At 56.2% G+C, this 13,887-nt stretch carries 15 protein-coding genes; 4 read left to right on the top strand and 11 right to left on the bottom strand.

Annotation, left to right across the window (positions count from 1 at the left end; translation table 11 throughout):
• Positions 1 to 89 precede the first annotated feature (89 nt).
• The 3 genes from JN414_RS03870 to JN414_RS03880 are packed head-to-tail and all read right to left on the bottom strand — an operon-like array spanning position 90 to position 2,238.
• The gene (locus tag JN414_RS03870; protein WP_202206809.1) at positions 90 to 1,067 is read right to left on the bottom strand and encodes an NAD-dependent epimerase/dehydratase family protein; all 978 of its coding nucleotides are present in this window, start codon (positions 1,065 to 1,067) and stop codon (positions 90 to 92) included.
• Between the two features lie 3 nt (positions 1,068 to 1,070).
• Positions 1,071 to 1,562, bottom strand: a complete 492-nt coding sequence (locus JN414_RS03875; protein ID WP_202206810.1) for a DUF192 domain-containing protein — start codon at positions 1,560 to 1,562, stop codon at positions 1,071 to 1,073.
• A 19-nt stretch (positions 1,563 to 1,581) separates the two neighbouring features.
• Positions 1,582 to 2,238, bottom strand: coding sequence for an MBL fold metallo-hydrolase (locus tag JN414_RS03880; RefSeq protein ID WP_232309341.1), 657 nt, complete (start codon positions 2,236 to 2,238; stop codon positions 1,582 to 1,584).
• Positions 2,239 to 2,385: 147 nt separating this feature from the next.
• On the opposite strand from JN414_RS03880, the gene JN414_RS03885 reads away from it, so the two are divergent.
• A complete protein-coding gene (locus JN414_RS03885; RefSeq protein WP_046900317.1) occupies positions 2,386 to 2,736 on the top strand; it encodes a RidA family protein in 351 nt (116 codons plus the stop codon).
• A gap of 171 nt (positions 2,737 to 2,907) precedes the next feature.
• Entirely contained in the window at positions 2,908 to 3,630 is a 723-nt protein-coding gene (locus tag JN414_RS03890) for a CHAP domain-containing protein (protein WP_202206811.1), read from the top strand.
• 69 nt (positions 3,631 to 3,699) lie between these two features.
• Here the strand turns inward: JN414_RS03890 and JN414_RS03895 are convergent, their stop codons facing one another.
• The 7 genes from JN414_RS03895 to JN414_RS03925 form a co-directional block, all read right to left on the bottom strand.
• Complete coding sequence (locus JN414_RS03895; RefSeq protein ID WP_202206812.1) at positions 3,700 to 4,158, bottom strand: 23S rRNA (pseudouridine(1915)-N(3))-methyltransferase RlmH; 459 nt, start codon at positions 4,156 to 4,158, stop codon at positions 3,700 to 3,702.
• On the bottom strand, positions 4,159 to 4,611 hold the full coding sequence (gene rsfS, locus JN414_RS03900) for a ribosome silencing factor (protein ID WP_202207243.1): 453 nt from the start codon (positions 4,609 to 4,611) through the stop codon (positions 4,159 to 4,161).
• Between the two features lie 95 nt (positions 4,612 to 4,706).
• Positions 4,707 to 5,294, bottom strand: a complete 588-nt coding sequence (locus tag JN414_RS03905) for a nicotinate-nucleotide adenylyltransferase (RefSeq protein WP_237389865.1) — start codon at positions 5,292 to 5,294, stop codon at positions 4,707 to 4,709.
• Between the two features lie 32 nt (positions 5,295 to 5,326).
• Positions 5,327 to 6,583: a glutamate-5-semialdehyde dehydrogenase gene (locus tag JN414_RS03910; protein WP_202206813.1), complete on the bottom strand. Its 1,257-nt coding sequence runs from the start codon at positions 6,581 to 6,583 to the stop codon at positions 5,327 to 5,329.
• Positions 6,576 to 7,670: a redox-regulated ATPase YchF gene (gene ychF / locus JN414_RS03915; protein ID WP_099211167.1), complete on the bottom strand. Its 1,095-nt coding sequence runs from the start codon at positions 7,668 to 7,670 to the stop codon at positions 6,576 to 6,578. The genes JN414_RS03910 and ychF overlap by 8 nt, the downstream gene beginning before the upstream one ends.
• Positions 7,671 to 7,885: 215 nt before the next feature.
• Complete coding sequence (gene pth / locus JN414_RS03920) at positions 7,886 to 8,455, bottom strand: aminoacyl-tRNA hydrolase (protein WP_202206814.1); 570 nt, start codon at positions 8,453 to 8,455, stop codon at positions 7,886 to 7,888.
• 3 nt (positions 8,456 to 8,458) lie between these two features.
• Positions 8,459 to 9,118 carry a 50S ribosomal protein L25/general stress protein Ctc gene (locus tag JN414_RS03925; protein WP_086634762.1) on the bottom strand — a complete coding sequence of 220 codons (660 nt, stop codon included), beginning with the start codon at positions 9,116 to 9,118 and terminating at the stop codon, positions 8,459 to 8,461.
• 209 nt (positions 9,119 to 9,327) lie between these two features.
• Here JN414_RS03925 and JN414_RS03930 point away from each other — a divergent pair, with 209 nt between their 5' ends.
• Positions 9,328 to 10,653, top strand: coding sequence for an MFS transporter (locus JN414_RS03930; protein ID WP_202206815.1), 1,326 nt, complete (start codon positions 9,328 to 9,330; stop codon positions 10,651 to 10,653).
• A 21-nt stretch (positions 10,654 to 10,674) separates the two neighbouring features.
• Here JN414_RS03930 and JN414_RS03935 read toward each other — a convergent pair whose 3' ends face one another.
• On the bottom strand, positions 10,675 to 11,550 hold the full coding sequence (locus JN414_RS03935; RefSeq protein ID WP_202206816.1) for an SDR family oxidoreductase: 876 nt from the start codon (positions 11,548 to 11,550) through the stop codon (positions 10,675 to 10,677).
• A gap of 225 nt (positions 11,551 to 11,775) precedes the next feature.
• Here JN414_RS03935 and JN414_RS03940 point away from each other — a divergent pair, with 225 nt between their 5' ends.
• A complete protein-coding gene (locus JN414_RS03940) occupies positions 11,776 to 13,884 on the top strand; it encodes a catalase (protein ID WP_202206817.1) in 2,109 nt (702 codons plus the stop codon).
• Positions 13,885 to 13,887 lie beyond the last annotated feature (3 nt).

Consider the following 13,887-nt stretch of genomic DNA (forward strand, 5'->3'; position numbering starts at 1 on the left):
GCCAGACCCTCGAAGAAGGCCCCGCCGCGTCGGTGAACGGGCTTATACGGCCACCTACACACACCGTCAATCAAAAAATCATATAAAAATCAAAAAACTGACTTTTTATGAAAATCCTTGAACCATTGGGCAAATTTCATGACCCCGTCCTCAAGCGAGACGCTCGGGGTCCAGCCACATAACGCTTTCACATCCTCTAAGCTTGCCCAAGTTTTCTCCATATCTGCCACGGGGCGAGCTTGATGTTCTATGCATGCAGATCGCTCGAGATGTTTTTCCAACAGCGCAATCAGTGTCGTCACTTTTTCCGGGCGATCTCCCCCCAGATTCAAGATGCGCGCCTCACCCACTTGAGGAGGAACGTCCGTGATCGAAAGAACACCCGATGTGATGTCATCTATATAGGTGAAATCCCGAGACAGTCCTTTTCCCTCGTAAAGGGTGACCGGACGGCCCTCGCAGATAGCTTTCGCGAAACCGTAATAAGCCATATCTGGCCGACCCCACGGCCCATAGACGGTAAAGAACCTCAAGCCTGTCTGTGGAATACCGTGAAGATAAGCATATGCGGAGGCCGTGAGCTCACCTGCGCGCTTTGTAACCGCATAAAGTGAACCCGGCTCATCCACGCGATCACTCTCTTTGAAAGGCAACGACTGGTTGCGACCATAGACTGAGGACGAAGACGCATAGACAAAATGCTTCAACCTTTTCAGGCTTCTGGATGCCTCCAGCAAAACAACCTGCCCCATGACATTCGCTTGTACATAGGAATACGGGTCTATGAGTGAGTATCGAACTCCCGCCTGAGCTGCCAGATGAATGATGACTTCAATATCAGAATGGCCATCAATGACTGATCGCATAGCCTCGCGGTCAGACACGTCCTTCTGCTCGAACACAAACCCTTTTTGACACGTCAGTCTGTTCAGGCGCGCCGTTTTCAAGAGCGGGTCATAATAATCATTCAGCGTATCAACGCCGACTACCTCCATGCCTCGCGCCAGCAAGGCATGCGAGACGTGAAAACCGATAAATCCCGCTGCCCCGGTAACTAAAACCTTCACGTATCAGTGCTTCAGTGCCGGGCTACTTACGGTATCCCCTACGCGGATACCCAACTCTTCCGTAACCCCCCCAGCAAGCTCAAGCGTGTTGGCCACAACCCCGTCACTGCTCAGGATTGCCTCACTCAGCGGAACCGCCTTCTCCGCAATGGCATGAACATGATTGGTGGAATCAATGAAAACGATATCGAGGGATACCAGTGTGTTTCTCATCCACATGTCCGAAACCTGCGGCTGCGGCCAAAGGAAAAGCATTCCCTTGTTTTTGGGCAGCTCCTTGCGGAACATTTCGCCGACTTCCTGTTCCCTGTAGGTTTTGGCCAACTCCACCGTAAACGAGTGCTTAACTCCGTCTTGCGTCGTGATTGTCAAAGGTGCTGTCGGAAGAACAGGCTGCGCCTGACGAATAGGTTCTTCTGCGGCACAGGCGGAAGCCGTCATACTGCCCGCGAGAACACCTATCGCACCTAATATGGAACAAGCCATTACACGCATGGGAAACCCTCTTTGAAATTTATCGTTCAGAAACAAGAAATGGATTGGACCGGCGTTCTTCCCCAATGGTCGTAGGCATTCCATGCCCACACAGCACCACAGTCTCATCCGGCAAACTCATGAGATGTTGGCGAATACCTGCAATCAGCGCAGGAGCATCCCCATAAGCAAAATCGGTTCGGCCTACCGTCCGGCGGAACAATGTATCGCCAACAATGGCACGACGACTGCCATGATCCACAAACACGATATGTCCTGGCGTATGTCCGGGAATATGACGCACCTCGATATCATGGCCCAGAAGTTGGAGTGTCTCACCGCTTTCCAGAAAGCGGTCCGGAACAACACTCACCATCCCTGTCATACCAAAATGCGCAGCCTGTTTCTCAATACTACTTAGCAGGAACGCATCACGCCGATCTGGCCCGAGAACAGGCACAGGATCTGATTGAATTTTATTCAGGCGTTCCCGGAGCTCATCAGCGCCGCCAGCATGATCAAGATGTCCATGCGTAAGAAGAATAGCCTCAACCGTCAGCCCACGGAGCTGAGAGAGCAGTTCATCCACATCCCCCCCTGGATCGACCACCACGGCATGGTTCCGTTCGTCCCAGAGGATCGTGCAATTCTGCCGGATCGGCGTCACAGGCACTCTTTTGACATTCAAAGGGACCACGGTTTTTTCTCCCGCACGGCCAGTTTAGCGATACCTCCCGGCGATACCGCGTCCCACCCCCTACGACAAGGGAGCCAAGAGGTGATTGACCGCTTCTTAAAGCCGCCTCACTCTGGGGCTTTCCAATCTCGGGATCAGGATACCCCCATGAGCCGCATCATTCGCACAGAACCCAACGCCATTCTTTCCAAGGCTGTGGAATATCATGGCTTTGTTTTCACTCAAGGCGTTGTCGCCTCAGACCTGTCACAAGATATCGATGGCCAGACCAAAGACGTCCTGGCTCAACTCGATGCCATTCTTGAAGAACACGGCACAGACAATACCCGCATTCTTCAGGCACAGATCTGGCTTAAAGACATCGCAGACCGCAATGCTCTCAACACGCACTGGTCCGCATGGCTCCCGGAAGGACTAGCTCCTGCACGCGCCTGCGTTCAGGCTGTCATGGCTGACCCACGCATCCTCGTGGAAATCATGCTGACAACCACGAAATAAGCCACCCGACCAAATACGGCACAATTAAGGCAGAATGCGACACGAGAAAGATTTTCATTAGAAATGAAAATTTAACCCTCAGTGATGCATTCTGCCCTTGTCAGGGTTGCATGAAGATTGTTAGCTCCCTGTCACCCGAACGACACAAGCCTATTCAGGATCAAAAAGATCGTGACGCATAAAAGTTGCCGGAAAACATTTTTCTCTGCCCTGGCGCTCTCAGCTGTCATGTTCTTTGCGAGTCATGCACAGGCCAAACACCTTCGTGGTTCACATGGCGGTCATAGTGTCTTCCGCTCTCATCGAGCCTCTCATTCCTACCACCACACCTTTTCAGCGGCGCACGTTATTCAGTGCGTAGCTTACGCTAAGGAAGCTTCTTCCGTCGTGCTGCACGGCAACGCACGGGACTGGTGGTATAACGCCGCGGGCCGCTATGCTCGTGGTAACGCTCCTGAGGCGGGATCAGTTCTAAATTTCCGTGGCATCCGTCGTATGCCTCTGGGTCACGTCGCTGTTGTCCGTTCCGTCGAGAACAATCGCACAATCTACATTGACCAGTCTCACTGGGCGTCCAACGGCATTGCACACAACGTGCGCGTCGTTGATGTGTCACCCAACAATGACTGGAGTGCAGTCCGCGTTGCCCTCAACGACCGTAGCGGCCGTCTTGGCAGCATTTACCCGACATACGGCTTCATCTATGGCCGCGCAGACGATGGTCGCCAGGCGCCGCAGGTCATGGTCGCCCGCGAAAGCCATGCAACCACCTTCCGTCATCGTGCGATCTTCAGAGGATCGAATGCTCTGAGTCATCCGATGAGCAACACAGAAGTGGCGGAAGCCCCGGACGATGCCTTTACATCTGACGCGCCGAACCGGTCTATCCGATAAGAATACTCCAGAAGCGAAAAGCGGGGCTAAGTGCCCCGCTTTTTTTATACCCAATCGCTCAGAAACTGCTTAATCAGGCCGGCTATCTTTATGATACGGATGGTTCGAATTGATAGCCTGAGCGCGGAACACCTGCTCGGCAATCATCACGCGCACTAGCATGTGGGGCCAAGTCATCGCTCCGAGAGCAATAACGGCGTCGGCTCTTTGGATCACTGATCCATCAAGCCCCTCTGCTCCGCCAATCAAGAAATGTACCGGACGGCCAGTTTCCTGCCATCGAGAAAACGTAGCCGCAAACTGCAGGCTGCTAAATGTCTTTCCTCCCTCATCGAGGGCAACGACAAAAGCATTGTCAGGACAGGCCCCCAGAAGTCCGGCAGCGTCTTTGCGCTTCTGCTCCATGACAGAGCCTTTGGAGGGCGCAATCTCTGTCACAGTCAACGCAGGCCGAATCCGGGCAGCGTAACGGTCGAAAAGCTCCCGTTCCGGGCCGGACTTCAGTCGCCCAATAGCAACGAGCTTCATTCAGCCCTGCTCTTCGTCCTTACCGACAGCCACTTCGGATTCGCTCGAATCCAGATCAGAGCCCCACATCTTCTCAAGAGCATACAGCTCGCGGCTTTCTGGCTTGAAAAGATGAACAACAACATCTCCCGTATCCAGAAGCACCCAGTCGCTGCCATTCGCGCCTTCAACCAGAACCCGGTTGAAGCCGTCTTCACCCAGCTTCTTCTCGATGTGATGCGCCATGGCTGCAATCTGCCGATCTGCCAGACCCGTTGCCACAACCATATGGTCTGCAAAGTTGGCACGGCCAACCAGATCCAGAACCACAATGTCCTCTGCCTTGTCTTCCTCAAGGCTGCCCGTGATGATGGACAGCATTTTTGTCAGAACATCAGGCTGCACAGGCTCGCGCTTGACGGCAGTCTTCTTGGGGCCAGCAGCAGCAGCCTTCTTGCGAGGCGTTCCAGGCACCTTGGCAGCCTCGGCCAGTGCCGCATCAGGGGTGCTGGTTTTCCGACGCGTGGTCTTGGCCTTCGGGTCGGTTGAGGTCGTCTTGGTGATGGCTTTTACTCCTGATCCGGTTCCAGACAGATTTGCCCGGACTCTCGCAACGCTGTAGCCGATATATCGTTCTGCGGCGCAGAAAGGAACGTCCATGCGCATCCTTTTCTTTGCGCCAGTATAGCAGCCTCCCTAGAAGGCCGTCGATTTCGCCGTAAAGCCGACGCCGCAGCCCCGTGCAAAGCAGGCGTTACACTCCCTGGCCGCGGCAGAATCGCTATTGGCACCATACGGGCCAGCATCCTCCAGTTTTTCCAGCGAGAGAATTGCGCCAGCCCATCCGCTCCCATCAACCAGACAAACTGAACATGAGGAAAGCGCTTCTGAAGCAATGCCACAGTCTTCACTGTAAAACGCTGTTTCAGCCTTGCTTCTATATCCGTAGCACAGATTCGACGGTCATCAGCGATCTTCCGGGCTGATGCAAGGCGCGCCCTGAACGATCCCATGCCCTTTCGAGGCTTGAGAGGATTCCCAGGTGAGACCATCAGCCACACCTGATCCAACCGCAGAGAGCGCAACGCCTGCTGAGCCACCTTCAGATGACCATAATGCGCCGGATTGAAAGAGCCACCCAACAGCCCAATCCGCATACGTCGGCCATCGCCAAACGTCGGGATCGTATTCAGCCTCGCACCTGTCCGTTGCCAAGCACTTCATAGCGATAACACGTCAACTGTTCGAGCCCCACCGGGCCTCGCGCATGCATCCGTCCCGTGGCAATGCCGATTTCAGCCCCAAAGCCAAATTCACCACCATCACAGAACTGAGTCGATGCATTCCACAGCACAACCGCACTATCAGTCCCATTCAGGAACGCGGCGGCAATCTCAGGATCTTCAGCGATAATCGCTTCCGTATGAGCACTGCCATGACGCGCGATATGGTCGAGAGCCTCCTCAACGCCATCAACAACAGCGATGGAGAGAATCGAATCCAGCCACTCCGTATCGAAATCGGCGGCACTGGCAGGAGGCAAGGTTGAAACTATAGATCTGGCAGCCTCATCCGCCCGGAATGTGCAGCCCTTGGCAGCCAGATCATCCACAATGTGCGGCAGGAGTGACGGAGCAATCGCCCGATCAATCAGAAGCGTTTCTGTCGCCCCACAGATTCCCGTACGGCGCATCTTGGCATCCAGAAGAACCCGACGCGCCATCTCAGGATCAGCACTGGCATGAACATAGGTGTGATTCAGTCCATCGGCATGGGCCAGAACAGGCACCCGCGCCTCACGCTGGACGCGTTCCACCAAAGATTTTCCACCACGTGGAATGATGAGGTCCACGCCCTCAGCAGCCTGAAGGAGCGCACCCACAAGAGTACGATCGGCAGACGGCAAAATCTGCACACAAGCCGGATCAAGACCCGCAGCCGTCAGCCCTTCAACCATCGCCGCATGAATTGCGCGCGCCGAATTCAGGCTTTCGCCTCCACCACGTAAAATGACAGCATTGCCAGACTTGATGCAAAGAGCCGCAGCATCAGCCCCAACATTCGGCCGGCTTTCGTAAATCATACCGATGACACCGAGCGGAACAGCAACACGACGGAACAGCAACCCGTTAGGGCGCTCCCATTCTGCAAGAACGCGTCCAAGCGGATCAGGCAGCTTTGCAACGTCTTCCAGACCCTTTGCCATGGCCTGAACGCGCTCAGGCGTTAACGTCAGACGGTCCCGGAATGCAGCAGTCCGATCATCAGAAAGCCCGGCTAGATCCTGCTCGTTTGCCGCAACGATTGCTGCGCTGTTGGCACGAAGTGCCTGAGCAGCAGCATTTAGTGCCAGATTACGCGTCGCCTCATCTGCTCGCGCCAATCCACGAGCAGCCTGACGGGCCTTATCCGTCAGCCCTTTCAGAATAGCCGCAGCGTCAGACATTGAATCGGAACAGGAGAATATCTCCGTCCTGCACAACATATTCCTTGCCTTCGATCCGCAACTTCCCAGCCTCCTTAGCGCCTGCTTCACCATTGCAGGCCACATAGTCGTCAAAAGCAACTGTTTCGCAGGCAATGAAGCCACGCTCGAAATCATTGTGAATGACAGCAGCAGCCTGAGGCGCCTTCACACCTGCCGTAATGGTCCAGGCACGCGCTTCCTTAGGGCCGACCGTGAAGTATGTCCGCAGACCCAGCAGGCGATAGCCCGCTGCAATCACGCGATCCAGACCACTGTCGCTCAGACCAAGCCCCTCAAGGAACTCCGTGCGATCTTCCTGCGGCAACTGGCTAACCTCAGCCTCAATCGCAGCAGACACGATCACAACGCCAGCGCCCTCCTCCTCAGCCCGCTTCCGAACTGCCTCAGAGTGAGCATTGCCGGTCGCCGCAGCAGCCTCCTCGACGTTACAGACATACAGAACCGGCTTCGTCGTCAGAAGCTGAAGACGCGCAGCCTCACCTTCCTGCCCCTTCGGCACGGCGGTGCGGGCAGGCTTGCCATCACGCAGTGCCACAATCAGCGGCTCCATGAGCTCAAGCTGCGCCTGTGCTTCGCGATCATTTCCACGCGCACGCTTCTGAAGATTGATCTGGCGCTTCTCAAGGCTTTCCAGATCAGAAAGCATCAGCTCGGTCTCAATGATGTCCGCATCCCGAACCGGGTCGACCCCACCTTCAACGTGGGTGATGTCATCGTCTTCAAAGCAGCGCAGAACATGAATGATCGCATCCGTCTCGCGGATATTCGCCAGAAACTGGTTTCCCAGCCCTTCACCCTTGGACGCGCCACGGACCAGACCCGCAATATCAACAAACTCAAGGCTGGTCGGAATCTCTTTCTGGGACTTACCAATCTTCACCAGAATATCCAGCCGAGGGTCCGGCACGGCAACACGGCCCGTATTCGGTTCAATGGTGCAGAATGGGTAGTTCGCTGCCTGCGCTGCGGCTGTTTCCGTCAGAGCATTGAACAACGTGGACTTGCCAACATTGGGCAGACCAACGATGCCGCAATTGAAACCCATTGTGCTCTCCATCTTTCAGGCCGCCACATCGGTCAGCCCAGTCTCAGAATTCAGTTGCCCTGTGTTCGCAGAATCCACGCCCACGGACAACACCTGCACCCTGCAAAACAGGCAGCAGAGTACGATTCCCGCCCGAGAACTCTCTCTGGCAACGATACCCGCACGTTATAACAGTGAAAAAAGCTGACCATAAGAGACCTGAAGTCTCGCGGCACTCAGGCCGTAAGCAGCGCCACTTTCGTCATGAACGCTTCATTCTCGCCCTTGGCCAGAATAGGCGCAGCATCCGCAACTGCCTCAAGCCACCGCTCAAGCTCCGGCTCTTCCGCCTTGGCGAAATTCCCCAGAACATGCCCGTGCACCCGGTCCTTATGCCCCGGATGGCCAATGCCCATCCGCACACGCCAGTAATCCGGTCCGGGAAGACAGCGATCCATTGAGCGAAGGCCATTATGCCCAGCCGCTCCGCCGCCACGCTTGATGCGCAGCTTGCCGAAAGCAAGATCGAGTTCATCATGGAAAACGGTAATGTCGGCCTGCGCGATCTTGAAGAACTGCGCGGCCTGCTGAACGCTGTCGCCCGACAGGTTCATGTAGGTCATCGGCTTGAGGAGCAGAATTTTCTGCCCCCCAATAACGCCCTCGGAAGTCTCCCCCCGAAAGCGCTTGCGCCACGGGGAAAACCCGTGACGCCTGGCGATTTCATCAACCGCCATGAAGCCGATGTTATGTCGATGACGGCTCATCCCCGGCTCGGGATTGCCGAGACCGGTCCAGAGCCTCATGACTTACTTCTTCTTTGCGCCCGGCTTTGCGGTAGCTGCAGCAGCAGCGGCAGCAGCCTTGGCAGCAGCTTCAGCTTCCATTTCCGCATCAATGGTCGGCGGAGCGATAGAAGCGATCACGAGATCAGCAGCCTGATGACCCGTCAGCTTTACGCCTTCCGTGCCCTTCAGGTCGGACCAGCGAACGCTGTCATGAATGTCGAGGACACTCAGATCAACAGTGAAGCTTTCCGGAATGCTGGCTGCATCAGCAGCAACGTCCACGGAATGACGGACAACGTTCAGAACGCCACCGCGCTTGATGCCAGGAGCCTTCTCTTCACCAACGAAGATGATGGAAACCTGAACATGCACCTTCGTGCCAGCTGCAACGCGCTGGAAGTCGATGTGAATCGGAGCATCCGTCACCGGGTGCAGCTGCACGTCACGGATCAGGGCTGCAACCGGCTCTGCGCCTTCTGCTGCCAGGTTGTACACGCGGGAGGACCAGCCACCACGGTGCAGTTCCTTCATGATCACGCGCGGATCAAGAGCAATGATGGAAGGCTCCTGCTTGCCACCATAGATTACTGCCGGAACCAGCCCGGCACGTCTCGTTGCGCGCGCTGCCCCCTTACCAGCCTTCGCGCGCGTCGAGACAGCAAGTGTCGTCAAATTAGCCACTGTTACGCTCCTGCGTATTGAATTTTGTCACCACACAGACCTCCAGGGGTGCCTGTGCGAGCGGCGAAATAGCGGAAAACTGCGCCACACACAACCTTTTTCCCAGATTCTACCTTCCTGATACCCTACCCCAACCATGGCTGGACCCACGCCCAAACCGCCAGATAGTCTGTCACAGTCCCCATAGTTGCCTGCGTCCCAGAGAATCCATGAGCATCGCCCTCCGCATCGAACATCTGCCATTCACACCCTTCCATCGCCGCCTACTGATCCTGGGGGGCTGCGGATATATGTTCGACGGCCTAGACTCGGCGATTGTAGCCTTCACGCTCCCCGTTCTGAAAACGGAGTGGCATCTGTCTGGCCCCTCTCTCGGCCTTCTCGGAAGCGCTACGTATCTGGGCTACGGCATGGGCTCGCTCCTTGCTGGCTGGTGGGCCGACAAATCAGGACGCAAATCCGTCATGATGAGCGCCCTTGCCCTCTACGCTATCGGCTCCCTGTTTTCAGCTATGTCCAGCTCCTTCAGCAGCTTCTTTTCAGCCCGTCTTCTTGCAGGACTAGGCGCAGGCGCGGAAGCAACCATTATTGCGCCCTATCTGAGCGAGTTTGTCTCTTCCCGCTATCGAGGCGCCTTCACGGCAAGTCTCACCGGGTTTTATTCGTTTGGATACGTGACAGCAGCTATTCTCGGCTTCATGCTCGTTCCATCGTCTCCTGACGGCTGGCGGTGGGCCTTGATGGCCACAGCCCTGCCTGTCCTGATGCTATTATGGTGGAGGCGCACCCTTCCGGAATCTCCAAGATGGCTGGACCAACGCGGGCGGACACACGAAGCCTGCCATATCGTCGGACTGATCGAGCAGAGCGCAGGTCTGGCCCCAGGTCTCACAACGACATCACACTCAGAGCCGCAGGCGATCCGCCCCCTGAAGGACCTGTTTGCTCCAGATCTCAGACGCTCAACTCTCATGAGCTGGGTCATGTGGCTGACCATCACTTTCTGTTTCTATGCGTTCTTCACATGGATCCCCACTCTCATGATCGAACGCGGCATGACGGTCACACGCAGCTTCGCCTACGCCATTTCCATCTATGCAGCCCAACTCCCAGGATATCTTGCTTCGGCATATTGCACCGAACGGCTCGGCCGAAGAACGGCCGTAGCAACCTTCATGATCGCTGGCGGGATTAGCGCCATCGGCATGGCGGCCAGTCAGACCCCCGCTCAGGTTCTGGTCTTCGGCATCCTGCTGTCCATGTTCATGAACGGAACCTATGGCGGCATTTACGCTTATACACCCGAGCTTTTTCCGACAGCCCTCCGAGGGCGGGGAATGGGTCTCGCCTCAGCTATTGCTCGGCTAGGCGCCATCTCATCGCCCGTCCTGATTGGCTGGATTTACCCCGCAGCAGGTTTCCCCGGCATTTTTGGCCTCACAACCTGCCTGCTCCTGCTAGGCGCGAGTGTCACATTGCTGTTTGGTCCCAAAACTGAAAAACGCCCGCTCGATCAGGAGCAGGCGTTTCCATAATTTACCAATACTTTCAGCACATCAAAGCATCGGCATCCCACCATTGACCGCCAGCAGCGCACCAGTCGTGTAACTATTCAGTGGGTCTGCAAAATAAACATAGGCACCCGCAAGTTCTGCTGGCTGACCCGGACGGCCCAGCGGGACATCAGAGCCCACTTTCTTCTGTGCCTCTTCAGGCATCCCCGTGGCAATGAAAGGCGTCCAGATCGGTCCCGGCATAACGCCATTTACACGGATCCCGCGCGCCGCAAGCTGCTGCGCCATACTAACTGTAAAATTCGCAATCGCCGCTTTTGTCATGGAATACGGCACCAAGATCTCGGGAGGGGTTTTTAGATTAACTGAAGACGTATTGATGATGGATGCCCCTGCCTTCAAATGCGGCACGGCAGCCTTCGTCAGGTAGAAGAGTGCGTGCGTATTCGTGTCAAAATGCCGCTTCCACTCCTCCTCACTGATATCCTCCAGATGCTCCGCCCAATTCTGGAAAGCTGCATTATTAACAAGGACATCGAGATGCCCCAGCTCCGCGAGAACCTTATCTATAAGAGCTGAGCAATGGGCTGAATGCCGAATATCTCCGGGCAACAACAGACAACGACGCCCCTCTGCCTCAATCTGGGCCGCAATCTCCTTGGCATCCGAGCTTTCGTCTTCAAGATAGGAAATGGCAATGTCCGCCCCCTCCCGTGCAAAAGCCAGCGCAACAGCACGCCCGATACCAGAGTCACCACCAGTTATCAGAGCCACTTGTCCCTTCAGCTTGCCAGCCCCCTTGTAAGTCTTCTCGCCATAATCGGGCTGAGGCGTCATCTTCGCTGAGAGTCCTGGAAAGGGCTGACTCTGCGCTTCAAAAGGCGGCCGAGGATAACGGTTGCGAGGATCGACAGGCATTCAAGCCTCCTGCTCTGCGAAAACGATGCAAGTAAGTCTCTAACGGTCCGCTCTTTCTTTCAGTTCAGAACATTTCCTCAAATTATTTTCCGGAACATTTGCCCTCGTCTCAGACTTCTAAAGTGACAGATTTCCAAAAAAGGAAATCAACGCACAGGAATTGAATCGAAACACCCGGCGTTATTTGCGCCGGACATTCGAGACGACAGCAGATCGGACCGAACCATGAGCGACACGGCAGACAAACGCACCACCGTGACCATCGGTGACCAGACCTTCGAGCGCGGCCCTCAAGGCGCAACCCATCAGACCGCAGAGGGCGACGCACCGACCCTGACAACCCAGCAGGGCGTTCCCGTCGCAGATGACCAGAACTCCCTAAAAGCAGGCCCACGCGGCGGAACGCTTTTGGAAGACTTTCATTTCCGGGAGAAGATCTTCCACTTCGATCACGAGCGCATCCCCGAACGCGTTGTTCATGCTCGCGGCTACGGCGCTCATGGCTTCTTCGAACTCACAGACTCCCTGTCTGACTACACAACTGCAAGCGTCCTCGGAAAAACCGGCACCCGCGTCCCGGCATTCGTCCGCTTCTCAACCGTCGCAGGTGGCAAGGGATCATTCGATCTCGCCCGCGACGTCCGCGGCTTCGCCGTGAAACTCTATACCGAACAAGGCAACTGGGATCTCGTGGGCAACAACATGCCCGTGTTCTTCATCCAGGACGCCATCAAGTTCCCCGACATGGTGCACGCCGTAAAGGAAGAACCCGATCGCGGCTTCCCGCAGGCGCAGTCCGCCCATGACAACTTCTGGGATTTCGCATCCCTCTCGCCCGAAACCGTTCATATGCTCCTTTGGATCATGTCAGACCGGGCCATCCCCCGCTCCTTCCGCTTCATGGAAGGCTTCGGTGTCCATACCTTCCGGCTCATAAACGCCGAAGGAAAATCCACCTACGTGAAGTTCCACTGGAAGCCGAAGCAGGGCCTTCAGTCAGTCGTCTGGAATGAAGCCGTCAAGATTAACGGCGCCGACCCTGACTTCCACCGTCGCGACCTCTGGCAGGCCATCGAATCCGGCGACTATCCGGAATGGGAACTGGGCGTACAGCTCTTTGATGACGCCTTTGCCGACAAATTCGACTTCGACATTCTGGATGCGACCAAACTCATCCCGGAAGAACTCGTCCCCGTGCGCCGAATTGGCCGCCTCGTGCTGGACCGCATGGTGGACAACTTCTTCGCCGAAACCGAACAGGTCGCCTTCTGCACCCAGAATGTCATCCCCGGTATCGGCTTTACCAACGATCCCCTCCTACAAGGCCGGAACTTCTCGTATCTGGACACACAGACAAAGCGTCTCGGTGGCCCGAACTTCACGCATATCCCCATTAACGCGCCCAAATGCCCATTCCACAACTTCCAGCAGGATGGCCACGCTGCCATGCACAACCCGAAGGGCCGCGTGAATTACGAGCCCAATTCCTGGGGCGCAGGTCCGCGTGAAAACCCCAAGACCGGCTACAGGCACTTCCCCGATGACAACGGTCGCACGACCCGCGAGCGCGGTGAACTCTTCGCCGATCACTACAGCCAGGCACGCCAGTTCTACATCAGCCAGACAAAGCCCGAACAAACGCACATCAAGAACGCGTTCGTCTTCGAACTCAGCAAGGTCGAGACGCCAAACATTCGCTCCCGCGTCATCGCCCATCTTCTGAATGTGGATGAAACGCTGGCCAAGGGCGTGGCCAAAGGTCTGGGCCTGAAAGACCTCCCCGCCCCAGCTCCAGCTGCCCGTACACCCATCACGGATTTGGCCGCCTCAACAGCGCTCAGCATCCTCAAGAACGGCCCCGAATCCTTCGCAGGCCGCAAACTGGGTGTCGTGATTACAGAGGGTACGGATGCGGCCTTGCTGGATGCACTCCAGAAAGCCGCAAAGGCGGAAGGCACACTGATTGAACTGGTCGCCCCCGTTGTCGGCGGCGTAACGCTGACAGATGGCAAGACCATCCCGGCTGGCCAGAAAATCGTCGGCGCCCCATCCGTGCTTTACGACGCCGTCGTGCTGCTCTCTTCCGTGGAAGGGACAAAGCTTCTGAGCAGGGAAGCAACAGCCCGTGACTTCGTGGCAGATGCGTTCGCCCACGCCAAATTCATCGCTTACGGCCCGGACGCTGCCCCCCTTCTGGCAAAAGGCGGCATCACGCCCGACGAGATGGACGATGGTGTAATTGCCATCAAAAAGGATAGCGATTTTAAACCCTTCATCGCAACCTGCCGGAAACTCCGCTTCTGGGATCGTGAAGCCAAAACCCACAGCGTCTGACAC

This window comes from Gluconobacter sp. Gdi (assembly GCF_014132155.1).
Classification (GTDB): domain Bacteria; phylum Pseudomonadota; class Alphaproteobacteria; order Acetobacterales; family Acetobacteraceae; genus Gluconobacter.

Bases quoted from the DNA above. Each gene is read 5' to 3' on its own strand.
- JN414_RS03875 (WP_202206810.1), bottom strand. From the start codon at position 1,562: ATGCGTGTAATGGCTTGTTCCATATTAGGTGCGATAGGTGTTCTCGCG.
- JN414_RS03885 (WP_046900317.1), top strand. From the start codon at position 2,386: ATGAGCCGCATCATTCGCACAGAACCCAACGCCATTCTTTCCAAGGCT.
- JN414_RS03895 (WP_202206812.1), bottom strand. From the start codon at position 4,158: ATGAAGCTCGTTGCTATTGGGCGACTGAAGTCCGGCCCGGAACGGGAG.
- JN414_RS03905 (WP_237389865.1), bottom strand. From the start codon at position 5,294: ATGCGGATTGGGCTGTTGGGTGGCTCTTTCAATCCGGCGCATTATGGT.
- JN414_RS03910 (WP_202206813.1), bottom strand. From the start codon at position 6,583: ATGTCTGACGCTGCGGCTATTCTGAAAGGGCTGACGGATAAGGCCCGT.
- ychF (WP_099211167.1), bottom strand. From the start codon at position 7,670: ATGGGTTTCAATTGCGGCATCGTTGGTCTGCCCAATGTTGGCAAGTCC.
- pth (WP_202206814.1), bottom strand. From the start codon at position 8,455: ATGAGGCTCTGGACCGGTCTCGGCAATCCCGAGCCGGGGATGAGCCGT.
- JN414_RS03930 (WP_202206815.1), top strand. From the start codon at position 9,328: ATGAGCATCGCCCTCCGCATCGAACATCTGCCATTCACACCCTTCCAT.
- JN414_RS03935 (WP_202206816.1), bottom strand. From the start codon at position 11,550: ATGCCTGTCGATCCTCGCAACCGTTATCCTCGGCCGCCTTTTGAAGCG.
- JN414_RS03940 (WP_202206817.1), top strand. From the start codon at position 11,776: ATGAGCGACACGGCAGACAAACGCACCACCGTGACCATCGGTGACCAG.